The sequence below is a fragment of the Arthrobacter sp. Hor0625 genome (assembly GCF_052567525.1).
In genome coordinates, this window is sequence record NZ_CP199586.1 from 2,877,360 (window position 1) to 2,902,684 (window position 25,325).

The window sequence follows — 25,325 nt, forward strand, 5'->3', positions numbered from 1 at the left end:
TCTTTGGCGCAGGGCAGGACACCGCGTCCGCGCACCATGACAGTGACGCCGAGGAAACCGGCAGCGACCGCGCCCCGGACGGCGCGCCGGCCCGGACCGCGCCGCGCAGTCCTCTCGCTGTCCGGATGCGGCCGCGGAGCCTGGACGACGTCGTCGGCCAGCAGCACCTGCTGGGCCACGGTTCGCCGCTGCGGCAGCTCGCGGCCGGCAGCGACGCCACCGGCCCGGCCGGGCCCAGCTCGCTGATCCTCTGGGGCCCGCCGGGCACCGGCAAAACCACCCTCGCGCACGTGATCGCCAAAGGCCCGGGCCGGAAGTTCGTCGAGCTCTCCGCGATCACCGCCGGGGTCAAGGACGTGCGGCGCGTGATGGACGAGGCCCTCACCGCCCGGGACCTGTACAAGACCACCACCGTGCTGTTCCTGGACGAGATCCACCGCTTCAACAAGGCCCAGCAGGACGCGCTGCTGCCCGGCGTCGAGAACCGCTGGGTGGTCCTGGTCGCGGCCACCACGGAGAACCCGTCGTTCTCGGTGGTCTCCCCGCTGCTCTCGCGGTCGCTGCTGCTGACGCTCAAACCGCTCACGGACGCCGACATCGAAGGCCTGCTCGAACGCGCCGTCGCCGACGCCCGCGGCCTTGGCGGCACGGTCAAGCTTGGGCCGGAGGCGCTGGCCCACCTTGTGCGGCTCTCCGGCGGCGACGCCCGCCGGGCGCTCACGGCGCTGGAGGCCGCCGCCGGCGTCGCCTTCGGGGACGCGGACGACGTTGCGGGCGGCCCCGGGACCGGGGAAGCCGCCGGGGCGCCCGTGACGATCGAGCTCAAGCACACCGAGCGCGCCCTCGACGTGGCCTCGGTGCGCTACGACCGCGCCGGGGACCAGCACTACGACGTCGCCAGCGCGTTCATCAAGTCCATCAGGGGCTCCGACGTCGACGCCGCCCTGCACTACCTCGCCCGGATGCTGGAGGCGGGGGAGGACCCCCGCTTCGTGGCCAGGCGGATCGTGATTTCCGCGGCCGAGGACGTCGGCATGGCCGACCCCACGGCCCTGCAGACCGCCGTCGCCGCCGCACAGGCCGTGCAGCTGATCGGCATGCCCGAGGGCCGCATCATCCTGGCCGAAGCCGTCGTGCACCTGGCTACCGCGCCGAAGTCCAACGCCGCGTACCTCGGGATCAACCAGGCCATCGCCGACGTCCGGGCCGGCCTGGGCCGGGGCATCCCGGCGCACCTGCGCGACGCGCACTACCCCGGCTCTAAGCAGCTGGGCCACGGCAAGGGCTACAAATACGCCCACGACGCCCCGCACGCTGTGGCCACCCAGCAGTACCCGCCGGACGACCTCGTGGGCCGGAACTACTACGAACCCACCGCCAACGGGGCCGAACGAGACATCTCCACCCGGCTACAGCGGCTGCGGAAGATCATCCGGGGCACCTAGGGCAGGCGCCGGCCGTGCTAGGATAGTTCGTTGTCTGGCAAGGCACGGACGCACAATCCACCACCACCGGCAGTTTCTGCTGTGCGGGACGGGTTTGCCCTGTGCCCAGTAGCAAAAGGCAGCGGTTGGCCGATGCTCTCCATCGTGGAGGCCAGTAACACTGACACACCGCAGATATTGGAAGGACACAAGTGGCTAACAACACTCGTGCTCGCCGTACCGCACGCCTCTCGCGCGCACTCGGCATTGCTCTGACCCCCAAGGCCGCCAAGTACATGGAGCGCCGCCCGTACGGCCCCGGTGAGCATGGCCGCGCGCGCAAGAAGCAGGACTCCGACTACGCCGTTCGTCTGCGCGAAAAGCAGCGCCTGCGCGCCCAGTACGGCATCCGCGAAGCCCAGATGACCCGTGCCTTCGAAGAAGCACGCCGCACCAAGGGCCTGACCGGTGAAAACCTGATCGAACTGCTCGAGATGCGTCTTGACGCCCTCGTGCTGCGCGCAGGCTTCGCCCGCACCATCGCCCAGGCTCGCCAGCTGGTTGTGCACCGCCACATCCTCGTTGACGGCGTCCGCGTTGACCGCCCGTCGTTCCGCGTCGGCGAGGGCCAGCTGGTCCACGTCCACAGCCGCAGCGAATCCATGCCTCCGTTCCAGGTCGCAGCAGCCGGCGCACACCGCGACGTTCTGCCGACGGTTCCGGCGTACCTCGACGTCAAGCTCGAGGCACTCCAGGCCCGCCTGGTCCGTCGCCCGAAGCGCTCCGAAATCCCCGTGACCTGCGAAGAGCAGCTCGTCGTGGAATTCTACGCACGCTAGAACCAGCGCGACACCTTACAAAGAAGCCCGTGGCAAGCGCCGCGGGCTTCTTTGTATGTAAGGTACTTGGGGGAGTTCTCCGCCTGCCGTCCCGCGGCCGGAGGACCACGCAGGAATCCACGTAGTTTCAAGGAGATGAACGTCTATGTCTGGTGGCGATATTGCCGGCCTGATCGCGGCCGGAGTGTTTGCACTGCTGGTCCTGCTGCTCGCGGTCCCGATCTTCAAGCTCGGCGGCGTGCTGGACGAGGTCCGCAGCACCATCCGCTCCATCAGCGACGGCGCCACCCCGCTCATGGACGAGGTCACCGCGACCGTCTCCACGACCAACCAGCAGCTGAAGAAGGTCGACGGGATCGCCTCAAACGTCTCCGACGCCTCCGCCAACATCTCGGCGCTGTCCTCGCTGGTCGCCGCGACCGTGGGTTCACCGATGATCAAGATCGCCGCCTTCAGCTACGGGGTCCGCTCGGCCTTCACGGCCCGCAAGAAGCCCGCCACCGGCCGCCGCAGCCGCTGACCCGACCCGCACACAGGAGCTGGACATGAACAGGATCATCTGGATGGGCATCGGCGTCGCGATCGGCGTCATCGCCGTCCGCAAGCTCAGCGAGGCCCAGTCCTCGCTCGGTCCCGAAGGCCTCAACCGCGCCGTCGGACGGCTGACCGACGGCGTCTATGACTTCGCCGACGCCGTCCGGGCCGGCATGCGGGAACGGGAAACCGAACTCCGCACCGCCCTCGGCGTCGACGCCGGCGGCGCTACCGACGGCGGTGCCGGCTCCGCTGCCGCCACCGTCCGGGGTGCGATCCGGCGCTAGCCGGGAGAGAATGGACAGCAGCGGCGTCCCGCGGAGCAGCGGGTCGTCGGCTCCGCGGCTCCCGCCGTCCGAGGGGCACGGCAGCACCACCCCCGCATAGTCCCACCGAATGCCGCAGCCCCACGAAGCGCGGCAGCACTAACAAACGCAGCAGTACTAACAACGCAGAGCCAATGATGCGGCACCACGCAGCGCATTCCGGCCGTGCATATTGAAGGGTAAGAAACCAGGTTATGAAGTCGCAGGAGATCACCAAGCGCTGGATCGACTTTTTCGTCAGCAAGGGCCACACGGCGGTGCCCTCCGCCTCCCTGGTCTCCAGCGACCCCTCCCTGCTGTTCACCGTCGCCGGGATGGTCCCGTTCATTCCCTACCTGACCGCCCGTGAAGAGGCCCCCTACTCCCGCGCCACCAGCGTGCAGAAGTGCATCCGCACCGGCGACATCGAGGAGGTCGGCAAGACTGCCCGGCACGGCACCTTCTTCCAGATGTGCGGCAACTTTTCCTTCGGCGACTACTTCAAGGAAGACGCCATCAAGTTCGCCTGGGAACTGCTGACCACCAGCGTTGACGATGGCGGCTACGGCCTCGATCCCGAACGCCTCTGGGTCACCGTGTACGAAGAGGACGACGAGGCCAAGGAACTCTGGCTCAAGAACACCGGCGTCCCGGCCGAGCGCATCCAGAAGATGGGCAAGGCCGACAACTACTGGTCCACCGGCCAGCCCGGCCCCGCCGGCCCCTGCTCCGAGATCTACTACGACCGCGGCCCGGCGTACGGCGTCGAGGGCGGCCCGCTGGCCGACGAGACCCGTTACATCGAGATCTGGAACCTCGTCTTCATGCAGTACCAGATCGACAACGTCCGCTCCAAGGTGGACTTCGACATCACCGGCGAACTGCCCAAGAAGAACATCGACACCGGCCTGGGCATGGAACGCCTCGCGATGATCCTCCAGGGCGTCGAGAACATGTACGAGACGGACCAGGTCCGCCCCGTGATCGACAAGGCCGCCGAGCTGGCCGGCAAGGAGTACACCTCCGCCGAGACCCCCGATGACCCGCACCACACCGACGACGTCCGGCTCCGCGTGGTGGCCGACCACATCCGCTCGGCCCTGATGCTGATCGCCGACGGCGTCACCCCCTCCAACGAGGGCCGGGGCTACGTGCTGCGCCGGCTGATCCGCCGCGCGGTCCGCTCCATGCGCCTGCTGGGCGTGGAGAAGGCCTGCCTGCCGGACCTGCTGCCCGTCTCCCGTGACGCCATGAAGGGCGTCTACCCGGTCGTCGAAACGGACTTCGACCGGATCAGCCGGATCGCCTACGCCGAAGAAAAGGCGTTCCTGCGCACCATCGCCTCGGGCACCGCCCGCCTCGAGGACGCCGTGAAGGAATCCAAGGCCGCCGGCCAGCCGCTCTCCGGCGCCGACGCCTTTGCCCTGCACGACACCTACGGCTTCCCGATCGACCTCACCCTGGAGATGGCCGAGGAAGCCGGGCTCAAGGTCGACGAACCCGAGTTCCGCAAGCTCATGCTGGAACAGCGCCAGCGCGCCCAGGCCGACGCCAAGGGCAAGAAGGGCGCCCACGCGGACCTGAGCGTCTTCCAGGAGCTGCTCGGCGCGGGGGAGACCGTCTTCACCGGCTACACCGAACTCGCCGGCGAGTCGAAGGTCCGCGGCATCATCGCCGGCGGCCGCAAGGTCTCGCAGGCCGCCACCGGTGAGGAGATCGAGCTCGTCCTCGCCGAAACCCCGTTCTACGCCGAGGCCGGCGGGCAGGCGGCCGACACCGGGCTGATCACCGGCGACGGCTTCGTCGTCGAGGTCCTCGATGTCCAGCGCCCGGTCAAGGGCCTGAGCGTGCACAAGGCGATCGTCCGCGAGGGCGAAATCGGCGCGGACTCCCTGGTCCAGGCCGCCGTCGACCGGGAACGCCGGCACGCCGCCGAGCAGGCGCACACCGGCACGCACATCGTGCACGCCGCCCTGCACCAGATCCTCGGACCGGAAGCGCTGCAGCGCGGCTCCTTCAACAAGGCCGGCTACCTGCGCTTCGACTTCGCCTGGGGCGAGGGCCTCAGCGCCGCCACCCGGTCCGAAATCGAGGAAGTCTCCAACATCGCGATCCGGAACAACTTCCAGGTGGAGACCAAGGTCATGGGCCTCGCCGAAGCCAAGGCCCTCGGCGCCATGGCGCTGTTCGGCGAGAACTACGGCAACGAGGTACGCGTCGTGGAGATCGACGGCGCCTGGTCCCGCGAGCTTTGCGGCGGCACGCATGTGTCCAACACCTCGCTGATCGGCAGCCTGTCGCTGCTCGGCGAGCAGTCCGTCGGATCGGGAAACCGCCGCGTTGAGGCCTTCGTGGGCATGGACGCGTTCCGGCACCTCGCTGCCGAGCGGGCCCTGGTGACCGAACTCACCGAAATGCTTAAGGTTCCCTCCGGCCTGCTCACCGAGCGGATCGCCGGCACCCTGGCCAAGCTCAAGGCCACCGAAAAGGAACTGGAACGGCTGCGCAAGGAACAGCTCACCGCTGCCGCCGCCCAACTGGTCGGCACCGCCAAGGACGCCGCCGGTGTCAAGGTCATCGCGCACGACGCCGGGACCGTCAGCGGAGCCGACGACCTCCGCGGCCTGGCCCTGGACCTGCGGACCCGCCTCGGGTCGGACGCAGCGGCTGTCGCCGTCGCCGGGGTCAGCAACGACCGTCCGGTCATCCTGATCGCCACCAATGAGGCGGCCCGCGAGGCCGGCGTCAAGGCCGGAGCGCTGGTGCGCCTCGCGGCCGGGATCCTCGGCGGCGGCGGCGGCGGCAAGGACGACGTGGCCCAGGGGGGCGGCACCGACGCGTCCAAGGTCGGCGCGGCGCTTTCCGCCGTCGTGGACGCCATCAGCCGGCGCTAGTCCGGACCTCGGATGGCAGATTCAGCCGAGCCCGACGGCTACCCCCGCGGAGTCAAACTCGGGGTGGACGTCGGGACCGTGCGGGTGGGCGTGGCGGTGTGCGACCGGGATGGGATCCTGGCCACACCGCTGCGCACCCTGCACCGGAACGCGAAGAAGAACACCGACGTGCGGATCCTCGCCGGCCTGGCGAAGGAACTGGATGCCGTGGAAATTTTTGTCGGGCTGCCGCGCACCATGAAAGGCGAGGAGCACGCTTCCGCCCAAATGGCGACGGAGTATGCAAAGCTACTGGTCAGTACGCTGTTGGCGGCCGGCTCCGGGGTTCCGGTGCGGCTGGTTGACGAGCGGCTCAGCACGGTCAGCGCCCATCGCGAGCTGCATCAGGCTGGCATGAGCAGCAAAGACCACCGTAAAGTAGTTGATCAGGTCGCGGCCGCGGGTATCCTGCAGCACGCGATCGATATGCAAAAGGCCAGGGGAACGGAGGTAGGCCGCCGCGTCACGGCGGACCTGCCTGCGGGGCCACCCGGGGACGGCGCTCAGGCCGCCCCGGCAGTACACACGCATTCTGCACAACGCATTCTGCCTGAAATGGAAGGCTACAGTGAGCCCGGTCAATCATGACGACTCCGCTGGTGTTGCCGACGACGGCGCTGGCCGTCCGCTGACGCGCAAAGAGATCAGGGCCCGGGAAAAATCCCTGGCCACGCAGGGCCACGATGTCATCCCGCCGCAGGCCTTCGAAACCGGCCAGGACGCACCCCCTGCCGCGGCGCCCGCTCCGCAACCGCCGGCAGCCGCGCCGACCGTGCATGAGCCGGTCCGGGACGAGCCGGTGCAGGAAGAACCTGTTCGGCATGAGCCGGCGCTGGAAGAGCCGGTGCGGCATGAGCCTGTGCAGGAAGAGCCGGTGCGTGAAGCGTCCGCACCGCGGCAGCCGGCGGCCGAGCCCGTCGAGGTAGAACCTGTCGGGTCGGAACCCGTCCACGAGTACGCTCCGGCCATGTCCCGCGAAGAGACGCTGCGGCGCGCCGATGAGCTGCAGTACGGCCACAGCCTGGGCCACGGGACGGGCCACCACGACGGCGACGGCCACGACGGCCAGCCGTACGAAGAGCAGCATTACGCGGAACAGCCCTACGACAGCCACAGCTACGAGGGCCCGGGCCACGACGACCACGCTTACGCTGCGGACGGGTACGACCACGCCGACGACCACGGCCACGCCGACGACCGCGGCCACGGCCTCATGGTCGGCGCTGCCGCCATCCCCACCGCCAAGGGCCCTTCCAAGAAGGTCCGCCGGCGGCGCCGCTTCCTCGCCCTCGTCGTCACCCTCGCCGTCTTCGTCGTCGCCATCGCCGTCGGAGCGCAGTTCATCAAACCGCTGCTCGGCGGCAACACCAAGGCTGACTACCCCGGGCCCGGCACCGGCTCGGTGACCATCACCGTCCCGCCGGGGGCCGGACCGAGTTCCGTCGCCACCGAAATGGAGTCGAAGAACGTCATCGCGAACGCGGACTCCTTCCTCAAGCAGTTCGCCGCGTCCGGCGGGTCGCTGAGCCCCGGCACGTTCACGCTGCGCAAGGAAATGAACAACGCCGACGCGGTGGCCGCCCTCCTGAACGCGGACCAGGAAAAGGTCATGTACTTCGCGCTCAGCGCTGGCCTGCGGATTAACGAATCACTGCAAGCCATCTCGGAGGGCACCGGCATCCCGGTCGCGGACCTCAAGGACCTCAGCAACAACCCCAAGCAATTCGGCGTCCCCGCCAAGGCCAAGAACCTCGAGGGCTTCCTGTTCCCTGGCGAATACCGCTTCCCGCTGGGCTCCTCCGGAAAGGACATCCTGCAGAAGCTCGTCCGCACTACCCTCGACGAGCTCAAGGCCCAAGGCGTGACGGACCCGGCGAAACAGTACGACGTCGTCACCGTGGCCAGCATCGTGCAGGCCGAGGGCGGCCAGGCGGAGTACGGCGACGTCGCCGGCGCCATCTACAACCGCCTTAAGCCCACCAACACCGAGACCAACGGCCTGATCCAGTCCGACGCCACCGTCACCTACGGCCTGGGAATCCGCAGCTTCCACATCGACGAGGACCAGAAGGCCGACAAGTCGAACAAATACAACACCTACGCCAATGTGGGGCTCCCGGCCGGACCGATCGGCTCACCGGGCAAGCGGGCCATCGACGCCGCGGCCAAGCCCAAGAAGAATGACTACCTCTACTGGGTGACCATCAACCTGGACACCAAGGAGACGAAGTTCTCCAAGACGCTGGCCGAGCACAACGGGTACGTCGCCAAGTACAACGCGTGGTGCGAGGCGAACCCCGGACGCTGCGTGTGATGCTGCGGGCTGCCGTCCTCGGCCACCCGATCAGCCATTCGAAGTCACCGGCGCTGCACCGCGCGGCGTACGCCCGGCTGGGCGTGGACATCGCCTACGACGCCGTCGACCTGACCGTCCCGCAGCTTCCCGAGTTCCTGGCCGCGGTGCGCGCGGACGGCAGCTGGCGGGGGCTCTCCGTGACGATGCCGCTCAAGGCAGCCATGGCCGCGGCGGTTGACTCCGTGCGCGGGGTCGCCCGCCAGCTCGGCGTCGTCAACACCGTGGCGTTTGAAGCCGCGGCGGACACCGCCGGCCCGGCCGGTCCGGCCCGGTTGGTCGGCTACAACACCGACGTCGCCGGCATCGTCAACGCCCTCCGCTACGCCGGCGTCCGCCCGCGGCCCGCCGCCGCCATCCTGGGCGGCGGCGGCACCGCGGCCGCCGCGGTGGCGGCCCTGCAGGAGCTCGGCGCGCCGGAAGCGGCGGTGTACGTGCGCGACGTCGCACGGGCCGCCGAGGCGCGGGCGGCGGCAGCCGCCGTCGGACTGCCGCTGCGCATCCTGGAGCTGTCCGCGGCGGCACCGGCAATCGCCTCCGCCGACGTCGTGGTCTCCACCCTGCCGCCGCGCGCCGCAGACGGGCTCGCCGGGCACCTGGCCGCTTCCGGCCGGCCCACGCCGGGCGTCCTGCTCGACGCCGCCTACGATCCCTGGCCCAGCCGCATCGCCGCAGAATGGGCGGCCGGGGGCGGCACCGTGGTTCCGGGGCTGGAGATGCTGCTCTACCAGGCCGTGGAGCAGGTACGCCTCTTCACCGGCCACGACGGCCCGTTGCCGGCCGAAGTCATAGATGTGATGTGTGACGCAGTCGGGGCTCCCCGGCGGGTGTTCTAAGTGCCGTGCATGGCAGGATGGATTGTATGTTGCGTTGGTTGACAGCCGGAGAATCCCACGGGCCGGCCCTGGTCGGAATTATCGAAGGCGTCCCCGCGGGCGTAGAACTCAGCAGTGACCGGATCGTAGAGGCGCTGGCCCGACGGCGCCTCGGCTACGGCCGCGGCGCACGGATGAAGTTCGAACAGGACGCCGTGACGGTCCTGGGCGGCGTCCGCCACGGGCTCACACAGGGCGGCCCCGTCGCCATCCAGGTCGGCAACACCGAGTGGCCCAAGTGGGAACAGATCATGTCCGCGGACCCGGTGGACCCCGCGGTCCTCGCCGACCAGGCCCGCAACGCCCCGTTGACCCGACCGCGGCCCGGCCACGCAGACTTCACCGGCATGCAGAAGTACGGCTTCGACGAGGCCCGGCCGGTCCTGGAGCGTGCCAGCGCCCGGGAGACCGCCACGCGCGTGGCCCTCGGCGCCGTCGCCGCCGCGTTCCTCAAGCAGCTCGGCATCGAACTCGTCTCGCACACCGTCTCGATCGCCAGTGTTGCCGTGCCCGAAGGCCGGCCGCTGCCATCGCCGGAGAACGTCCTGGCCCTCGACGCCGACCCGCTGCGCTGCTTTGACCGCGAGACCTCGGACGCCATGGTGGCCGAGGTCGACGCCGCGCACAAGGAAGGCGAAACCCTGGGCGGGGTCGTCGAGGTCCTCGCCTACGGACTGCCGCCCGGACTGGGCAGCTACGTCCACTGGGACCGGCGCCTCGATGCCCGCCTCGCCGCGGCCCTGATGGGCATCCAGGCGATCAAGGGCGTGGAGGTCGGCGACGGCTTCCTGACCGCGGAGCGCCGCGGTTCCGCCGCCCACGACGAGATCGTGAAGGACGAAGAGGGCAGGATCACCCGCGCCTCCAACCGCGCCGGCGGCATTGAGGGCGGCATGAGCATCGGCGACGTCCTGCGCGTCCGCGCGGCCATGAAGCCGATCGCGACCGTCCCGCGCGCGCTGAAGACCGTTGACGTCAGTACCGGCGAGCCAGCCAAGGCGCACCACCAGCGCTCCGACGTCTGCGCCGTCCCGGCAGCCGGCGTCGTGGCCGAGGCGATGGTGGCCCTGGTCCTGGCCGAGGCGGTCATGGAAAAGTTCGGCGGTGACTCCGTGCAGGAGACCGCCCGCAACCTCAAGGGTTACCTGGACAACATTCCGGCGTCCCTGGACTCGATCGGACACTAGTGCCCGCCCGGAACCAGCAACCGCAGGGACAGCCCCGGCCGGTGGTCCTGATCGGGCCCATGGCGGTGGGCAAGTCGGCGATCGGGCAGCAGCTGGCCCAGCAGCTCGGCGCCCGGTTCGTGGACACCGACGCCGAGGTCGTCGCCCGGCACGGCACCATCGCGGAGATTTTCGCCACCCGGGGCGAGTGCGCGTTCCGCGAGCTCGAGGCCCGCGCGGTCGCCCAGGCCATCGAGGACGCGGGCGGCGCCCCCACCGTGATTTCGCTGGGCGGCGGCGCGGTGCTCGACTCCGGCACCCAGCAGCTGCTGGCCGGGTGCACGGTGGTCTATCTCGAATGCGACGCCGACACCGTCTCCGAACGGATCGCCCGGAACTCCGGCCGCCCGCTGCTGGCCGGGGACGCCATGGAACGCTGGCGGACGCTGTTCGCCACCCGCCAGCCGGTCTACGAGCGGCTGGCCGACCTGGTCCTCGACGTGCGCAGCGGATCCGTCCAGGAACTCGCCCGCCGTCTCGAAGATGCGCTGGAGGAACCGGCCGCCGGCCGGTCCGGGGCACCCGCCTCCACTCCAGCGGCAACAAAGGAAGTTGAATTGTGAGCAACGAATCCACCGTCATCAAGGTCACCGGCCAGGCTGCACGGGAGAACTACGACGTCGTCGTCGGCCGCGGCCTGCTCGCCGGCCTCCCTGCCCTGCTGGGGGAGCGTGTCCGGCGCGTCCTCGTGATCCACCCCCGCGCGCTGCGCCTCACCGGCGACACCGTCCGCGAAGAGTTGGCCGCCGCCGGCTTCACCGCGCTGACGGCGGAAATCCCCGACGCCGAAGAAGGCAAGCACATCGAAGTCGCCTCCTTCTGCTGGCAGGTGCTGGGCCAGAACGACTTCACCCGCTCCGACGCGATCGTCGCCGTCGGCGGGGGAGCGGTGACCGACCTCGCCGGGTTCGTCGCCGCGACCTGGCTGCGCGGGGTCAAGGTCATCCACATGCCCACCAGCCTGCTCGGCATGGTGGACGCCGCCGTCGGCGGCAAGACCGGCATCAACACCGCCGAGGGCAAGAACTTGGTGGGCGTCTTCCACCCGCCGGCCGGCGTCCTGGCGGACCTCGACACCCTGGACACCCTGCCGAAGAACGAGATCATCTCCGGCCTCGCCGAGGTCATCAAGTGCGGCTTCATCGCGGACCCGGCCATCCTTGACCTGATCGAGAAGGACCCTTCCGCCGTCACCGAACCGCGCTCGGAGGTCCTGCGGGAGCTGATCGAACGTTCGATCGCTGTCAAGGCCGCCGTCGTCTCCGAGGATCTGCGGGAATCCCGCCGGCGCGAAATCCTCAACTACGGCCACACCCTGGGCCACGCGATCGAACTCGCCGAACGCTACTCCTGGCGGCACGGCGCCGCCGTCTCGGTCGGCATGATGTTCGCGGCCGAACTCGCGCGCAGCGTTGGCCGGCTCAGCGACGCCGACGCCGACCGGCACCGCAGCATCCTCGAAAGCCTCGGACTTCCCACCAGCTACCGGCGGGACCGCTGGCAGGCGCTGCTGGACGGCATGCGGCGGGACAAGAAGTCCCGCGGCGACCTGCTGCGCTTCGTCGTGCTCGACGGCGTGGCGCGTCCCGGCATCCTGGATGTACCGGACACCTCGCTGCTGTTCGCGGCCTACCAGGAAATCGCTTCCTGATGGTCCGTGACGGCGGCAGCACCAGCGACTGGCCCGACGGCGGGTTTCCCGGCATCAGGATCAACCCTGACTCGCTCATGCCGGAAGTGGTCAACGACGAGGCCTGCGCTGCGGCGCTGGCGGCCTCGACGGACCCCACCGACCTGATTTTCGTCCGCCTCGTGCAGGGCCACCCCGGTGAAGCCGCGGAGCTGCTGGCCGAGGCCCGGTACAAGGACCCGGACTCCTTCCGGCTGCGGATGTTCGAAGCCGAGGTCCTCCGGGTCTCGCACCGGTTCGACCGCGCCGTCGAGCTCTACCGCCAGCTTCTGGCGGAGGCCCAGGGCACCCCGGAGGAATCCGTGGTCCAGCAGCACCTGGGCCGTTCCCACTTCGCCGCCGGCCATGCCGCCGCCGCCGTCGAATCCTTCGCGAAGGCGCTGGACCTCCGGGTGGCGGAATCCGCGGACGCGGCCCTGATCTACTCCTCGACCGTGGCGCTGCAGCGGGCGCGGGACGTCCTCGACCTCGCCTGCTAGGGGCCCGACCGGCAGCCCGCCGGCAAAACCGGTAGAATGGTTTTTGGATTTTTGATAAAGACGCGCTGGCAGGCCCCGATCGGCATGCCTGCCTGGCATAAGCGGCTGGTGGCTAGAACCAGCCAACAACGAAACCCGAGGATACAGTGGCAACCACTAACGACATCAAGAACGGAACCGTGCTGAAGCTGGAGGGCCAGCTTTGGAACATCATCGAGTTCCAGCACGTCAAGCCCGGCAAGGGCGGCGCCTTCGTCCGCACCAAGATGCGCAACGTGATGTCCGGCAAGGTCGTCGACAAGACCTTCAACGCCGGGCTCAAGATCGAAACCGCCACGGTTGACCGCCGCGACTACCAGTACCTGTACCAGGACGGCGCAGACTTCGTGTTCATGGACACCTCGGACTTCGACCAGCTGACCGTCCCGGCCGCCACGGTCGGGGACGCCACCAACTTCATGCTGGAAAACCAGATGGTCAACATCGCCATCCACGAAGGCAACCCGCTCTACATCGAACTGCCGCCGAGCGTCGTGCTGGAAATCACCTACACCGAGCCGGGCCTGCAGGGCGACCGCTCCTCGGCCGGCACCAAGCCCGCCACCCTCGAGACCGGCTACGAAATCCAGGTCCCGCTGTTCGTTGAGAACAACACCAAGGTCAAGGTCGACACCCGCGACGGCAGCTACCTTGGCCGGGTCAACGACTAGTGAGCGCACGCGGTAAGGCCCGTAACCGGGCCCTGGATGTTCTTTTCGAGGCAGAGCAGCGCTCCGCCTCCGCATTCGATGTACTGCGTTCCCGTCGGGAAATGACGGATCAGGTCATCAACCCCTACACCCTGGAAATCGTCGAGGGCGTCGTCTCGCACCAGGCGGCCATCGACGAATTCCTCGAGACCTACTCGCAGGGCTGGTCGCTGGAGCGCATGCCCGCCGTGGACCGCATCATCCTGCGGATCGGCACCTGGGAGCTGCTTTACAACGAGGATGTTCCCGACGGCGTCGCCGTGAGCGAAGCGGTGGCCCTGGCCAAGACGCTCTCCACGGATGAGTCGCCGACGTTCATCAATGGCCTGCTGGGCCGCCTGCAGCAGCTGAAGCCCTCGCTGCTGGCCTAAGCACCACACCACCGAGGCCGGTGGCCGCCGAAAGGTGGCCGCCGGCCTTTGGCGTCCCCGGGGTTTAACGCAGCACGGCTTCCCGCAGCCTGAGCAGCTCGCCGAGCTGCTGCTGTTCGTCGAGCTGGTGTGCGGCGACGTCCCGGCCGCTGAGGATCCGCTGCCGGGTGAACGCCAGCCGGGTGGCGGCATGCAGCAACGCCTTCATCTGCGGACGCCGGCCGACGGTTCCGGCCCAGCGCAGCGCGGAGCGGCGCCCCGCGGGCGTCGACATCATGGCCACCTCCTGCGGGGTCAACCAGCCGGCGGCAGCGTACTCCAGCAGCCGCTGCCGGGTCAGCCGGCGCTCCGCGACGCGGAGCAACACCACCACCAGCACCGCCAGCAGGAAAATCGGGACCTGGACCACGATGTACTGGGCCAGGAAGTCCCGGCCCATGGAGTTCCAGCCGCTGTGCAGCAGCATCGCCGGCACCAGCCCCACCGGGAACGCCAGCAGCGCCAGGCCCGAATGCCAGCGCCGCGCCGCCAAGCCCAGGATCAGCCCGGTGGTCCCGGTGAAGATGGCGTGGGCGAACGGCGACATCACTCCGCGCAGGAAGAAAATCACGGCCAGGTCCGCGCCGGGAGCGCTGGACTCGGCAATCGCGCGGCCGAAGTACAGGATGTTCTCGGTGAAAGCGAACCCGCCGGCGACCGTGAAGGCGAACACGATGCCGTCCACCGGGCCGTCGAACTGCTTGCGGGCGAAGAGCAGCAACAGCAGCAGCCCGAGGGACTTGGCAAACTCTTCCACCACCGGAGCCTGCACCGTGACGGCGAAGGTGCGGTAGTCCAGCCCGGACGCCGGACCCGCGGCGAACGTGAAGAACGGCTGGATCAGCATCGTCACGGCAATCGAGACCAGGGCGCCCCAGCCGAACGCGAAGAACAGCAACCGCTTCGGCTCGGGCTCCCAGCGGTCGATGTAGCGGACGGCGAGCAGCACCGAACCCAGCGGCAGCAGCGAGGCGATGAACCCCACGACGAACCCGGCCGGCCCGGTATTTTCCAGCACGAAGGGCAGGACCAGGAACAGGCTGAAGAACGCCAGGATCCCGCCGCCGAGCGTGAGCGCTGCCATCCCGGCCGAGGACCGGGCCGGGAGCGCCACGGCGTACGCCGGCTGGCCGCCGGGTGCCGCTGACCGGCCCGACTCCGGAGCCGGCCGGTAGTCCCGGGGCCGGACCTGCCCCATCCAGCTGGGATTGGCCTGCTGCGGCACCTGCCGGCCGGGCGGGGGATTGAAGCTCGTCATGCACTGAGCCTAAGGTGCCCCCGGCGGGAGGCCCAAGAGACGCCGCCCGAACGGTCTCCGGTGTGATGCACGCCGCCTCCGCGGGCGCGCTCCGGCGGTTGGCCGTGTGGTAATTTGAAAAGGCAAATGATCCTTTTTTAATTCCGTCCTGTGAGGCGGGGAAAGGGGAGAAGAGCGTTGACTTCTGTCCCGGAAGCACCGGTCCCGGCGACGGTCAAGCTCAGCCGGGTGGTCCTCACCCAGGCTGACATCGACCGCGCACTCACCCGCATTGCCCATGAGATTCTCGAGTCCAACAAGGGCTCCCAGGATTTGGTCCTGCTGGGCATCCCGCGCCGCGGTTATCCGCTGGCCGTCCGCCTCGCCGCCAAGATCGCCGCCGCCGATCCCTCCGTGGACCCGGCCGCCATCGTCGGCCAGTTGGACGTCACCATGTTCCGCGACGACCTGTCGCACCAGCCCACCCGGCCCCCGTACCCCACCCAGCTGCCCCGCACCGGCATCGACAACAAGGTCGTCGTGCTGATCGACGACGTGCTGTACTCCGGCCGCACCATCCGTGCCGCGCTGGACGCAATCGTCGACCTGGGCCGCCCCCGGATCGTCCGGCTGGCCGTCCTGATCGACCGGGGCCACCGCGAACTGCCGATCCGCGCCGACCACGTCGGCAAGAACCTCCCCACCTCCTCCGCGGAGAAGGTCCGGGTCCGGCTCGAGGAAACCGACTCGGCCGACGGCGGGGCCGTGAATGAAGTGGTCATCGAGGCCACCGCATGAAGCACCTGCTCTCCACCGAAGACCTCAGCTACGCCAACGCCATCCGCATCCTCGACACCGCGGAAGAGATGTCCGCGGTGGGGGAGCGCGAGGTCAAGAAACTCCCTGCCCTGCGCGGCCGCACCGTCGTCAACCTGTTCTTCGAGGACTCCACCCGCACCCGCATCTCCTTCGAAGCGGCCGCCAAACGGCTCTCCGCGGACGTCATCAACTTCGCGGCCAAAGGCTCCTCGGTCTCCAAGGGCGAATCGCTGAAGGACACCGCCCAGACCCTGGCCGCCATGGGCGCCGACGCCGTCGTCATCCGGCACTGGGCCTCCGGCGCACCGCATCGGCTCGCCGCCACCGACTGGATCGACGCCGCCGTCATCAACGCCGGCGACGGGACCCATGAACACCCCACCCAAGCGCTGCTGGACGCGTTCACCATGCGCCGGCACTGGTCCAGGCTCGCCGGCACCCCCTCTGCCGGCGCAGACCTGGCCGGCATGCGCGTCGCGATCGCCGGCGACGTGCTGCACTCCCGCGTGGCCCGCTCCAACGTCTGGCTGCTGCGCACGCTGGGGGCCGACGTCACCCTGGTGGCGCCTCCGACCCTGCTGCCGATCGGCGTCGAGCACTGGCCCTGCAACGTCAGCTACGACCTGGACGAGACCCTCGCCGTCGGCGTGGACGCGATGATGATGCTGCGCGTGCAGGGCGAACGGATGAACGCCTCATTCTTCCCGACCACCCGGGAATACTCCCGGCGCTGGGGGTTCGACGACAACCGCCTCCGCGCGCTGGACAGCCTGGGCCTCAAAGACACCATCATCATGCACCCCGGCCCGATGAACCGCGGCCTGGAAATATCCTCGGCTGCCGCCGATTCGCCCCGCTCCACCGTGCTGGCCCAGGTGCGCAACGGCGTGTCCGTCCGGATGGCCGCCCTCTACCTGCTGCTCTCCGGGGACACCCGGGGACCGGCCACCCCCACCGCCGCCTACTCCAAGGAGAGCCACTGATGGCACCACAGCAACAGGACACGGGCAGCACCGGCGCCTACCTCATCCGGGGCGCCGCAATCCTCGGCGGCCCCGCTGAAGACCTGCTCATCCGCGACGGCGTCATCGCCGCACGCGGCACCGACCTCGCCGACGCCGACGCCACCGTCATCGACGCCGCCGGCCTGGTGGCGCTGCCGGGCATGGTCGACATCCACACCCACCTGCGCGAACCCGGCCGCGAAGACGCCGAAACGGTCGAGACCGGCACCAGGGCCGCGGCCCTGGGCGGCTACACCGCCGTGCACGCCATGGCCAACAGCAACCCGGTCGCGGACACCGCCGGCGTCGTCGAACAGGTGCTCACCCTCGGCCGCGCCGCCGGCTGGGTGGACGTCCGTCCGGTCGGCGCCGTCACCGTCGGCCTCGCCGGCGAGCAACTCGCCGAACTCGGCGCCATGGCCGACTCCCGCGCCCGGGTCCGGGTCTTCTCCGACGACGGCATCTGCGTCAGCGACCCCGTGCTGATGCGCCGCGCCCTCGAATACGTCAAGGCGTTCGACGGCGTCGTCGCCCAGCACGCCCAGGAACCGCGCCTCACCGCCGGGGCCCAGATGAACGAAGGCGCCGTCTCCGCTGTCCTCGGCCTCACCGGCTGGCCCGCCGTCGCCGAGGAAAGCATCATCGCCCGCGACGTGCTGCTGGCCCAGCACGTCGGCTCCCGGCTGCACGTCTGCCACGTCTCCACCGCCGGATCCGTGGAAATCGTGCGCTGGGCCAAGTCCCGCGGCATCAACGTCACGGCCGAGGTCACCCCGCACCACCTCTGGCTGACCGACGAACTCGTCCGCAGCTACGACCCGGTCTACAAGGTCAACCCGCCGCTGCGCACCGACGAGGACGTCCAGGCCCTGCGCGCCGCGCTGGCGGACGGCACGATCGACGTCGTCGGCACCGACCACGCCCCGCACCCGAGCGAACACAAGGAATGCGAATGGGCGCAGGCAGCGATGGGCATGACCGGGCTGGAAACCGCCCTGTCCGTGGTCCAGCACACCATGATCGAGACCGGGCTGATGGACTGGGCCGGCTTCGCCCGCGTCACCTCCACCACACCCGCCGCGATCGGCAGGCTGGCGGACCAGGGCCGGCCGCTGGAGCCCGGCGAACCGGCCAACGTCACACTCGTGGACCCGGCTGCGCGCTGGACGGTGGACCCTTCTAAGATGGCAACCATGGGCCGTAACTCTCCGTTTGCCGGCCGGGAACTCCCGGGCAAGGTCGTGGCCACCTTCTTCAAGGGACACCCCACGGTCCTGGACGGGGAACTGAACACCCCGTACCGCTGGCTCCCCGACGCTCCCGGCAACGCCGGCGCACCGGCGGCGGGCCGGGCGTGATGGTCAAGGAACTCTCCCTGATCCTGACGCTGGTCCTGATCATCGGCGCCCTGGCCCTGATTTGGGCGGGCTGGCGCGGCCGGCTGCGCCGCCAGGCCGACGTCGAGCCCCTGCCCGCGGTTCCCGCAGCGCTGGGTGCGCCCCTGGCCGCGGCGGAGGGCCAGTACGTCGCCTCCACCACGGCGGGCGACTGGCTGGACCGGATCGCGGTGCACCAGCTGGGCCTGCGCACCAACGCCGAACTCAGCGTCCACCCCGAAGGCGTCCTGTTCGAACGCTCCGGCGCCGGCCCGGTCTTCATTCCCGCCGGCCGGCTCACCGGGGTGCGGCAGGAAAGCGGCATGGCCGGGAAGTTCGTCGAGAAAGACGGACTCCTGGTGCTCAGCTGGACCCTCGGCGCCCGGGAACTCGATACCGGCTTCAGGACCCGACGGGCCGGCGACAAGGCCCTCCTCCTCGAAGCCCTCCAAGATTTGATCTCCGCAGCCCCTCAGGCAGAAGCCGATAGTGGAAAGTAACGACGTGACGGAATCCCAGCCAGCGACGAACGCAGAAGTGAAGAAGACAGACGTGACAGAAACAGCAACGAGCCCCGCGGTGCTCGTCCTCGAAGACGGCCGCATCTTCCGCGGCACCAGCTACGGCGCCACCGGCACGACCCTGGGCGAGGCGGTCTTCGCGACCGGCATGACCGGCTACCAGGAAACCATCACCGACCCCTCCTACGCCCGCCAGCTCGTGGTCCAGACCGCACCGCACATCGGCAACACCGGCGTGAACAAGGACGACGCCGAATCCCGGAAGATCTGGGTGGCCGGCTACATCGTCCGCGACGCCGCCCGCCGGCCGTCGAACTGGCGCTCGGAGCGCAGCCTCGACGAGGAACTCATCGACCAGGGCATCGTCGGCATCCAGGGCGTGGACACCCGCGCCATCACCCGGCACCTGCGCGAACACAAGACCATGCGCGCCGGGATCTTCTCCGGCGAGGCCGCGGCCGCCACGGACAAGGAACTCCTCGACGCCGTGCTGGCCAGCGCGCCAATGGAAGGCTCCCGCCTGGCCGAGGAAGTCAGCGTCGATGAGGCCTACACGGTCGAACCCGCCGACTGGGGCTGGGAAGGCGAGCCGCGCTTCAGCATCGCCGCCATCGACCTCGGCATCAAACGCATGACCCCGATCCGCTTCGCCGAACGCGGCGTCCGCGTCCACGTGCTGCCGGCCACCGCCACCCTCGAGGACGTCAAGGCCGTCAATCCCGACGGCGTGTTCATGTCCAACGGCCCCGGCGACCCCGCCACCGCCGACAGCCAGGTCAACCTGCTCCGCTCCGTCCTGGACGCCAAGCTGCCCTACTTCGGCATTTGCTTTGGCAACCAGATCCTGGGCCGCGCGCTCGGCTTCGGTACTTACAAGCTCCGCTACGGCCACCGCGGCATCAACCAGCCCGTGATGGACCGCCGCACCGGCAAGGTCGAAATCACCTCGCAGAACCACGGCTTCGCCGTCGACGCCCCGCTCGAGGGCGCCACCCAGGCCCCCGAGGAGCGCTTCGGCCGCGTCGAGGTCAGCCACGTCAGCCTCAACGACGACGTCGTCGAGGGCCTGTCCTGCCTCGACATCCCGGCCTTCTCGGTCCAGTACCACCCCGAAGCGGCCTCCGGCCCGCACGACGCCGCGTACCTCTTCGACCGCTTCATCGAACTGATGGCGGACGCTGCTTCTTCCAAAACAAAGACTTCCACCGACTCCAAGACTGAGGACAAGAAGTAATGCCCAAGAGAACTGACCTGAAAAGCGTCCTGGTCATCGGTTCCGGCCCGATCGTGATCGGCCAGGCGGCCGAATTCGACTACTCCGGGACCCAGGCACTGCGCGTCCTCAAGGAGGAAGGCCTGCGTGTCATCCTCGTCAACTCCAACCCGGCCACGATCATGACCGACCCGGAGTTCGCCGACGCCACCTACATCGAACCGATCACCCCCGAGGTGGTCGAGAAGATCATCGCCAAGGAACGCCCCGACGCGATCCTGCCCACCCTCGGCGGCCAGACCGCACTGAACACCGCGATCGCCCTGGACAAGAACGGTGTGCTGGAGAAGTTCAACGTGGAGCTGATCGGCGCCAACATCGCGGCGATCGAGCTCGGCGAGGACCGCGAGAAGTTCAAGGGCGTGGTGGAGCGCTGCGGTGCCGAATCGGCCCGCAGCCACATCATCCACAGCATGGACGAGGCCCTCACCGCGGCCGAGGACCTGGGCTACCCGATGGTGGTCCGGCCCTCCTTCACGATGGGCGGCCTGGGCTCGGGCCTGGCGTACAACGAGGATGACCTGCGCCGGATCGTCGGCCAGGGCCTGCAGTACAGCCCCACCTCCGAGGTGCTGCTCGAAGAGAGCATCCTGGGGTGGAAGGAATACGAGCTCGAGATGATGCGGGACAAGAACGACAATGTCGTGGTTGTCTGCTCGATCGAGAACTTCGACCCGGTGGGCGTCCACACCGGCGACTCCATCACCGTCGCCCCGGCGCTGACCCTGACCGACCGCGAGTACCAGCGGCTGCGCGACATCGCCATCGCCGTCATCCGCGAGGTCGGCGTCGACACCGGCGGCTGCAACATCCAGTTCGCCGTCGAACCGGACACCGGCCGGGTCGTCGTGATCGAGATGAACCCGCGTGTCTCCCGTTCCTCGGCCCTGGCCTCCAAGGCGACCGGCTTCGCGATCGCCAAGATCGCCACGAAGCTCTCCCTCGGCTACACCCTGGACGAGATCCCCAACGACATCACCCAGAAGACCCCCGCGTCCTTCGAACCGACCCTCGACTACGTCGTCGTCAAGGTCCCGCGCTTCGCCTTCGAGAAGTTCCCCGCCGCGGACGCCACCCTCACCACCACCATGAAGTCGGTGGGCGAGGCCATGGCCATGGGCCGGAACTTCACCGAGGCCCTGCAGAAGGCGCTGCGGTCCCTGGAACAGAAGGGCTCGCAGCTGGACTTCAGCGCCGTCCCCGAATGGGAAGTCGCGGAACTGGTCGAGAAGGCCAAGCGGCCCAGCACCGAGCGCCTGCACCAGGTCCAGCGCGCGCTGCTCGGCGGCGCCACCGTGGAGCAGCTCTTCGAGGCCACCGGGATCGACCCCTGGTACCTGGACCAGCTGCAGCTGCTGAATGAAATTTCCCAGGAAATCCGGCAGTCCACCGCCCTGACCCTGGAGATGCTGCAGCGCGCCAAGCGGCACGGCTTCTCCGACGCACAGATCGGCGCCCTCACCCACAACTCCGAGGCCGTCGTGCGCGGCGTCCGGCAGGCCCTGGGCATCCGCCCGGTGTACAAGACCGTGGACACCTGTGCCGCGGAATTCGCCGCCTACACGCCCTACCACTACTCCTCCTACGACGAGGAGGACGAGGTGGCGCTGCACGCCAAGCCGTCGATCATCATCCTCGGCTCCGGTCCCAACCGGATCGGCCAGGGAATCGAGTTCGACTACTCGTGCGTGCACGCCTCGATGGCGCTGCGCAAGGCCGGCTATGAGACCGTGATGGTCAACTGCAACCCGGAGACCGTGTCCACCGACTACGACGTCTCCACCCGGCTCTACTTCGAGCCCCTCACGCTCGAGGACGTCCTCGAGGTCATCGGCGCCGAGGAACGCACCGGCGGCGTGATGGGCGTTTTCGTCCAGCTCGGCGGGCAGACCCCGCTCAAGCTCGCCCAGCAGCTCGCCGACGCCGGCGTGCCGATCCTCGGCACCTCGCCGGAGGCGATCGACCTGGCCGAACACCGCGGCGCCTTCTCCCGCGTCCTCGACGAGGCCGGCCTGGTCTCCCCGAAGAACGGCACCGCCGTGTCCTTCGAGGACGCCAAGAAGATTGCCGACGAAATCGGTTACCCGGTCCTGGTCCGCCCGTCCTACGTCCTGGGCGGCCGAGGCATGGAGATTGTCTACGACGAGGCGAACCTCTCCCGGTACATCGCCAACGCCACCGAGATCACCCCGGACCACCCGGTGCTGATCGACCGGTTCCTGGAGGACGCCGTCGAGATCGATGTCGACGCGCTCTTCGACGGCAAGGACCTGTACCTCGGCGGCATCATGGAACACATCGAGGAGGCCGGGATCCACTCCGGCGACTCCGCCTGTGTGCTGCCGCCGATCACCCTGGGCAACAATGTGATCGACCGCGTCCGGACCGCCACCCGGGCCATCGCCGAGGGCGTGGGCGTCCGCGGCCTGATCAACATCCAGTTCGCGCTGGCCTCCGACGTGCTCTACGTCCTCGAAGCCAACCCGCGGGCTTCGCGGACCGTGCCGTTCGTCTCCAAGGCCACCGGCGTGCAGATGGCCAAGGCCGCGGCGCTGATCGGCACCGGCGTCACCGTGAACCAGCTGCGCAGCGCCTACAAGATGCTGCCGGAATCCGGCGACGGCTCGACGTTGCCGCTGGACGCGCCGGTGGCCGTGAAGGAAGCCGTGCTGCCGTTCAGCCGCTTCCGCACCCTCGAAGGCAAGGTCGTCGACTCCCTGCTGGGTCCGGAAATGCGCTCCACCGGCGAGGTCATGGGCATCGACAAGCACTTCGACACCGCCTTCGCCAAGAGCCAGGCCGCGGCCAACAACGCGCTGCCCACCGAAGGCAAGGTCTTCGTCTCGGTCGCCAACCGGGACAAGCGCGCCATCATCATGGCGGTCAAGCGGCTCTCGGACCTGGGCTTTGAGATCGTCTCCACCGGCGGCACCGCCGACGTGCTGCGCCGCAACGGCCTCCAGGCCACCACGGTGCGCAAGGTCGCGGAGGGTTCCAGCGCCGAGGGGGAGGGCACCATCGCGGACCTGATCGTCGCCGGCGAGATCGACATGGTCTTCAACACCCCCTCCGGCGGCGAAGCCCGCGGCGACGGCTACGAAATCCGCGCCGCCGCGACGTCGATCGGCATCCCGTGCATCACCACGGTGGCGGAGTTCAACGCCGCCGTGCAGGCCATCGAGGCGATGCGCACCTACGAGTGGTCCGTCACGAGCCTGCAGGAGCACGCAGCCTCCCTCGCCGCCTCGCAGCAGCGGGTCCTGCAGGAAGCGAACGCGGATGCCTGAGGCAGCCACCGTTGACACGCCCGGCCGGGAGTCGTTCGGCTCCCGGCTCGGGCGGGCCATGGCCGAACGCGGCCCGCTGTGCGTCGGCATCGACCCGCACCCGGCCCTGCTGCAGCAGTGGGGCCTGGCCGACGACGTCGCCGGGCTGGAGCGCTTCTCGCGCACCGTCCTGGACGCGGTGGCGCCGCTCGCTGCCGCGGTGAAGCCGCAGGTGGCTCTTTACGAGCGCCACGGCTCGGCCGGCATGGCCGTGCTGGAACGCATCTTCGCGGCGGCGAAGGAGGCCGGCGTGCTCAGCATCGCCGACGCCAAACGCGGCGACATCGGTTCCACCATGGCCGCCTACGCCGACGCGTGGCTGCGCGACGGTTCGGCCCTGGCCGCGGACTCGGTGACGCTGAGCCCCTACCTGGGCTTCGAATCGCTCCGTCCCGCCCTGGACCTCGCGGCGCAGTCCGGCCGCGGCGTTTTCGTGCTGGCCCTGACCTCCAACCCGGAGGGCGCCTCGGTCCAGCACGTCGGCGGTGCCGACTCGGTGGCCCGGCGGATTGTCCGGGCCGCCGCCGCGGAAAACCAGCGGTACCACGGAGACCTTGGTTCCGTGGGCCTGGTGGTCGGCGCGACGGTCGGCACGGCGCTGGCGGACCTGGACCTTGACCTTGCCGCCGTCCGGGGCCCGATCCTCGCCCCGGGCCTCGGCGCCCAGGGTGCCACCGCAGCGGACCTGCGCCGCACCTTCGGGGACGCCTACGGCCAGGTGCTCGGCACCTCCAGCCGGGACATCCTGGCTGCCGGCCCGGAACCTTCCGCGCTCAGGGAGGCCGCGCGCCGCACCTTGGACGCGCTCCTCGCGGCCTAGGCGGCCAGGCCCGGTCGGCCAGATCCGCTGTGCCGGCCGCGGTCCATTGCTTTCCGGCGATCCCAGACTGTAAGTTCAGGACAAGTCCGCGGTACCAGCCGGCGTGCTGGTGCGGCCCGGCTGACCGGGCCGTCCGTGTGGTCTCGGTTGATAGTGCAGGGAGGACCTCAGTGAGTTTGCGACCCCTCACGCCCCAGGAGCGTGCCGATGCCCTGCACAAGGCCGCCGCGGCCAGGGCGGCCCGCGCCGAGGCGAAGGAACGGTTGAAGTCCGGCCGTCTGTCGGTCAGCGAACTGCTCAGCGCCGGCGACTCCGACGAGGCCATCGCCCGGATGCGCGTGGTGGAGCTCCTCGAGGCACTGCCCGGGATCGGCCAGGTCCGCGCCGCGGCGATCATGGACCGGCTCGGGATCGCCTCGTCCCGGCGGGTGCGGGGCCTGGGAATCCACCAGCGCCGGGCGCTGGTAGATTTTATAGACGAGAAATAGCCCGCTTTTTGCAGCCCGGCGCCTTGCGGCGCCGCGGCCGCAACACCGCCAAAGGAATATGTGAGCAAGAAACCCGGACTGACAGTCCTCGCCGGACCGACCGCCGTCGGCAAAGGCACCGTGTCCACCTACATCCGGGACAACTACCCCGGCGTCTGGCTTTCCGTATCCGCCACGACGCGGCCGCCGCGCCCGGGGGAGCAGGACGGCGTCCACTACTTCTTCAAGTCCGCCGAGGAGTTCGACTCCCTGGTCGAGAACGGCGAACTGCTCGAGTGGGCGGTCGTCCACGGCCGGAACCGCTACGGCACGCTCCGCAGCACCGTCGACGCCGCCATCGCCGAGGGCCGGTCGGTGCTGCTGGAGATCGACCTGCAGGGTGCCCGGCAGGTCAAGAAGGCCGTCCCGGACGCCCAGTTTGTCTTCCTCGCCCCGCCGAGCTGGGACGAAATGGTCCGCCGGCTGGTCGGCCGCGGCACGGAATCCGCGGAAGAACAGCAGCAAAGGCTGGAAACCGCTAAACTAGAACTTGCTGCTGAACCGGAGTTCGACCACACCGTCATCAATGATGACGTTCGCCGGGCAGCGGACGAGCTTGTTTCACTCATGGGGCTGACCCCGAACCCGTAGCCCATGCGACGGGA

Annotated in this window: 24 protein-coding genes; 23 read left to right on the forward strand and 1 reads right to left on the reverse strand. The window is 69.2% G+C overall.

All coding sequences use genetic code 11. The annotated features are described in order from the left end of the window. Positions 1-125 precede the first annotated feature (125 nt). The 14 genes from ACTWLI_RS13275 to nusB all read left to right on the forward strand — a co-directional run bounded on the left by ACTWLI_RS13275 (position 126) and on the right by nusB (position 13,778). Positions 126-1,445: a replication-associated recombination protein A gene (locus ACTWLI_RS13275; RefSeq protein ID WP_445156187.1), complete on the forward strand. Its 1,320-nt coding sequence runs from the start codon at positions 126-128 to the stop codon at positions 1,443-1,445. 191 nt (positions 1,446-1,636) lie between these two features. Next, a complete protein-coding gene (gene rpsD, locus ACTWLI_RS13280; RefSeq protein WP_445154270.1) occupies positions 1,637-2,263 on the forward strand; it encodes a 30S ribosomal protein S4 in 627 nt (208 codons plus the stop codon). Between the two features lie 145 nt (positions 2,264-2,408). After that, on the forward strand, positions 2,409-2,783 hold the full coding sequence (locus ACTWLI_RS13285; RefSeq protein WP_445154271.1) for a DUF948 domain-containing protein: 375 nt from the start codon (positions 2,409-2,411) through the stop codon (positions 2,781-2,783). Between the two features lie 25 nt (positions 2,784-2,808). Next, positions 2,809-3,084 (forward strand): DUF6167 family protein, encoded by a 276-nt coding sequence (locus ACTWLI_RS13290; RefSeq protein ID WP_445154272.1) that lies wholly within the window; start codon positions 2,809-2,811, stop codon positions 3,082-3,084. A gap of 233 nt (positions 3,085-3,317) precedes the next feature. Then, the gene (gene alaS, locus ACTWLI_RS13295; RefSeq protein ID WP_445154273.1) at positions 3,318-5,996 is read left to right on the forward strand and encodes an alanine--tRNA ligase; all 2,679 of its coding nucleotides are present in this window, start codon (positions 3,318-3,320) and stop codon (positions 5,994-5,996) included. A gap of 12 nt (positions 5,997-6,008) precedes the next feature. Then, on the forward strand, positions 6,009-6,623 hold the full coding sequence (gene ruvX, locus ACTWLI_RS13300) for a Holliday junction resolvase RuvX (RefSeq protein WP_445154274.1): 615 nt from the start codon (positions 6,009-6,011) through the stop codon (positions 6,621-6,623). After that, the gene (gene mltG / locus ACTWLI_RS13305; RefSeq protein ID WP_445154275.1) at positions 6,604-8,349 is read left to right on the forward strand and encodes an endolytic transglycosylase MltG; all 1,746 of its coding nucleotides are present in this window, start codon (positions 6,604-6,606) and stop codon (positions 8,347-8,349) included. Before ruvX ends, mltG begins: the two co-directional genes overlap by 20 nt. Continuing rightward, on the forward strand, positions 8,346-9,224 hold the full coding sequence (locus ACTWLI_RS13310; RefSeq protein WP_445156188.1) for a shikimate dehydrogenase: 879 nt from the start codon (positions 8,346-8,348) through the stop codon (positions 9,222-9,224). Before mltG ends, ACTWLI_RS13310 begins: the two co-directional genes overlap by 4 nt. 26 nt (positions 9,225-9,250) lie before the next feature. Then, a complete protein-coding gene (aroC, locus tag ACTWLI_RS13315; protein ID WP_445154276.1) occupies positions 9,251-10,450 on the forward strand; it encodes a chorismate synthase in 1,200 nt (399 codons plus the stop codon). A gap of 59 nt (positions 10,451-10,509) precedes the next feature. Beyond that, positions 10,510-11,052, forward strand: a complete 543-nt coding sequence (locus ACTWLI_RS13320; protein ID WP_445156189.1) for a shikimate kinase — start codon at positions 10,510-10,512, stop codon at positions 11,050-11,052. Continuing rightward, positions 11,049-12,140, forward strand: coding sequence for a 3-dehydroquinate synthase (gene aroB / locus ACTWLI_RS13325; RefSeq protein WP_445154277.1), 1,092 nt, complete (start codon positions 11,049-11,051; stop codon positions 12,138-12,140). The genes ACTWLI_RS13320 and aroB overlap by 4 nt, the downstream gene beginning before the upstream one ends. After that, on the forward strand, positions 12,140-12,658 hold the full coding sequence (locus tag ACTWLI_RS13330; protein WP_445154278.1) for a tetratricopeptide repeat protein: 519 nt from the start codon (positions 12,140-12,142) through the stop codon (positions 12,656-12,658). The genes aroB and ACTWLI_RS13330 overlap by 1 nt, the downstream gene beginning before the upstream one ends. A gap of 146 nt (positions 12,659-12,804) precedes the next feature. Next, positions 12,805-13,368 carry an elongation factor P gene (efp, locus tag ACTWLI_RS13335; RefSeq protein WP_056739180.1) on the forward strand — a complete coding sequence of 188 codons (564 nt, stop codon included), beginning with the start codon at positions 12,805-12,807 and terminating at the stop codon, positions 13,366-13,368. Further along, a complete protein-coding gene (gene nusB / locus ACTWLI_RS13340) occupies positions 13,368-13,778 on the forward strand; it encodes a transcription antitermination factor NusB (protein ID WP_056739182.1) in 411 nt (136 codons plus the stop codon). The genes efp and nusB overlap by 1 nt, the downstream gene beginning before the upstream one ends. Before the next feature lie 64 nt (positions 13,779-13,842). Here nusB and ACTWLI_RS13345 read toward each other — a convergent pair whose 3' ends face one another. Beyond that, positions 13,843-15,075: a PrsW family intramembrane metalloprotease gene (locus ACTWLI_RS13345; protein ID WP_445154279.1), complete on the reverse strand. Its 1,233-nt coding sequence runs from the start codon at positions 15,073-15,075 to the stop codon at positions 13,843-13,845. Between the two features lie 177 nt (positions 15,076-15,252). Between ACTWLI_RS13345 and pyrR the strand changes: the two genes are divergently transcribed. The 9 genes from pyrR to gmk all read left to right on the forward strand — a co-directional run bounded on the left by pyrR (position 15,253) and on the right by gmk (position 25,311). Beyond that, positions 15,253-15,852, forward strand: a complete 600-nt coding sequence (pyrR, locus tag ACTWLI_RS13350; protein ID WP_445154280.1) for a bifunctional pyr operon transcriptional regulator/uracil phosphoribosyltransferase PyrR — start codon at positions 15,253-15,255, stop codon at positions 15,850-15,852. After that, positions 15,849-16,856: an aspartate carbamoyltransferase catalytic subunit gene (locus ACTWLI_RS13355; protein ID WP_445154281.1), complete on the forward strand. Its 1,008-nt coding sequence runs from the start codon at positions 15,849-15,851 to the stop codon at positions 16,854-16,856. Before pyrR ends, ACTWLI_RS13355 begins: the two co-directional genes overlap by 4 nt. Next, positions 16,856-18,235 (forward strand): dihydroorotase, encoded by a 1,380-nt coding sequence (locus ACTWLI_RS13360; RefSeq protein ID WP_445154282.1) that lies wholly within the window; start codon positions 16,856-16,858, stop codon positions 18,233-18,235. The genes ACTWLI_RS13355 and ACTWLI_RS13360 overlap by 1 nt, the downstream gene beginning before the upstream one ends. After that, positions 18,235-18,753, forward strand: a complete 519-nt coding sequence (locus ACTWLI_RS13365; protein ID WP_445154283.1) for a PH-like domain-containing protein — start codon at positions 18,235-18,237, stop codon at positions 18,751-18,753. Before ACTWLI_RS13360 ends, ACTWLI_RS13365 begins: the two co-directional genes overlap by 1 nt. Before the next feature lie 37 nt (positions 18,754-18,790). Continuing rightward, positions 18,791-20,008, forward strand: coding sequence for a glutamine-hydrolyzing carbamoyl-phosphate synthase small subunit (gene carA, locus ACTWLI_RS13370; RefSeq protein WP_445154284.1), 1,218 nt, complete (start codon positions 18,791-18,793; stop codon positions 20,006-20,008). After that, positions 20,008-23,334, forward strand: coding sequence for a carbamoyl-phosphate synthase large subunit (carB, locus tag ACTWLI_RS13375; protein WP_445154285.1), 3,327 nt, complete (start codon positions 20,008-20,010; stop codon positions 23,332-23,334). The genes carA and carB overlap by 1 nt, the downstream gene beginning before the upstream one ends. After that, positions 23,327-24,193, forward strand: a complete 867-nt coding sequence (pyrF, locus tag ACTWLI_RS13380; protein WP_445154286.1) for an orotidine-5'-phosphate decarboxylase — start codon at positions 23,327-23,329, stop codon at positions 24,191-24,193. The genes carB and pyrF overlap by 8 nt, the downstream gene beginning before the upstream one ends. 170 nt (positions 24,194-24,363) lie before the next feature. Next, positions 24,364-24,681 carry an integration host factor, actinobacterial type gene (gene mihF / locus ACTWLI_RS13385; RefSeq protein ID WP_445154287.1) on the forward strand — a complete coding sequence of 106 codons (318 nt, stop codon included), beginning with the start codon at positions 24,364-24,366 and terminating at the stop codon, positions 24,679-24,681. A gap of 60 nt (positions 24,682-24,741) precedes the next feature. After that, entirely contained in the window at positions 24,742-25,311 is a 570-nt protein-coding gene (gmk, locus tag ACTWLI_RS13390; RefSeq protein WP_056739199.1) for a guanylate kinase, read from the forward strand. Positions 25,312-25,325: the final 14 nt, after the last annotated feature.

What these genes read in the sequence shown, in the direction of transcription:
- ACTWLI_RS13360 (WP_445154282.1), top strand. Translation starts at nt 16,856, where the DNA reads ATGGCACCACAGCAACAGGACACGGGCAGCACCGGCGCCTACCTCATC.
- ACTWLI_RS13320 (WP_445156189.1), top strand. Translation starts at nt 10,510, where the DNA reads ATGGCGGTGGGCAAGTCGGCGATCGGGCAGCAGCTGGCCCAGCAGCTC.
- carB (WP_445154285.1), top strand. Translation starts at nt 20,008, where the DNA reads ATGCCCAAGAGAACTGACCTGAAAAGCGTCCTGGTCATCGGTTCCGGC.
- ACTWLI_RS13355 (WP_445154281.1), top strand. Translation starts at nt 15,849, where the DNA reads ATGAAGCACCTGCTCTCCACCGAAGACCTCAGCTACGCCAACGCCATC.
- ACTWLI_RS13345 (WP_445154279.1), bottom strand. Translation starts at nt 15,075, where the DNA reads ATGACGAGCTTCAATCCCCCGCCCGGCCGGCAGGTGCCGCAGCAGGCC.
- ACTWLI_RS13275 (WP_445156187.1), top strand. Translation starts at nt 126, where the DNA reads ATGCGGCCGCGGAGCCTGGACGACGTCGTCGGCCAGCAGCACCTGCTG.
- alaS (WP_445154273.1), top strand. Translation starts at nt 3,318, where the DNA reads ATGAAGTCGCAGGAGATCACCAAGCGCTGGATCGACTTTTTCGTCAGC.
- ACTWLI_RS13285 (WP_445154271.1), top strand. Translation starts at nt 2,409, where the DNA reads ATGTCTGGTGGCGATATTGCCGGCCTGATCGCGGCCGGAGTGTTTGCA.
- ruvX (WP_445154274.1), top strand. Translation starts at nt 6,009, where the DNA reads ATGGCAGATTCAGCCGAGCCCGACGGCTACCCCCGCGGAGTCAAACTC.
- ACTWLI_RS13330 (WP_445154278.1), top strand. Translation starts at nt 12,140, where the DNA reads ATGGTCCGTGACGGCGGCAGCACCAGCGACTGGCCCGACGGCGGGTTT.
- aroC (WP_445154276.1), top strand. Translation starts at nt 9,251, where the DNA reads ATGTTGCGTTGGTTGACAGCCGGAGAATCCCACGGGCCGGCCCTGGTC.
- ACTWLI_RS13365 (WP_445154283.1), top strand. Translation starts at nt 18,235, where the DNA reads ATGGTCAAGGAACTCTCCCTGATCCTGACGCTGGTCCTGATCATCGGC.
- ACTWLI_RS13290 (WP_445154272.1), top strand. Translation starts at nt 2,809, where the DNA reads ATGAACAGGATCATCTGGATGGGCATCGGCGTCGCGATCGGCGTCATC.
- pyrF (WP_445154286.1), top strand. Translation starts at nt 23,327, where the DNA reads ATGCCTGAGGCAGCCACCGTTGACACGCCCGGCCGGGAGTCGTTCGGC.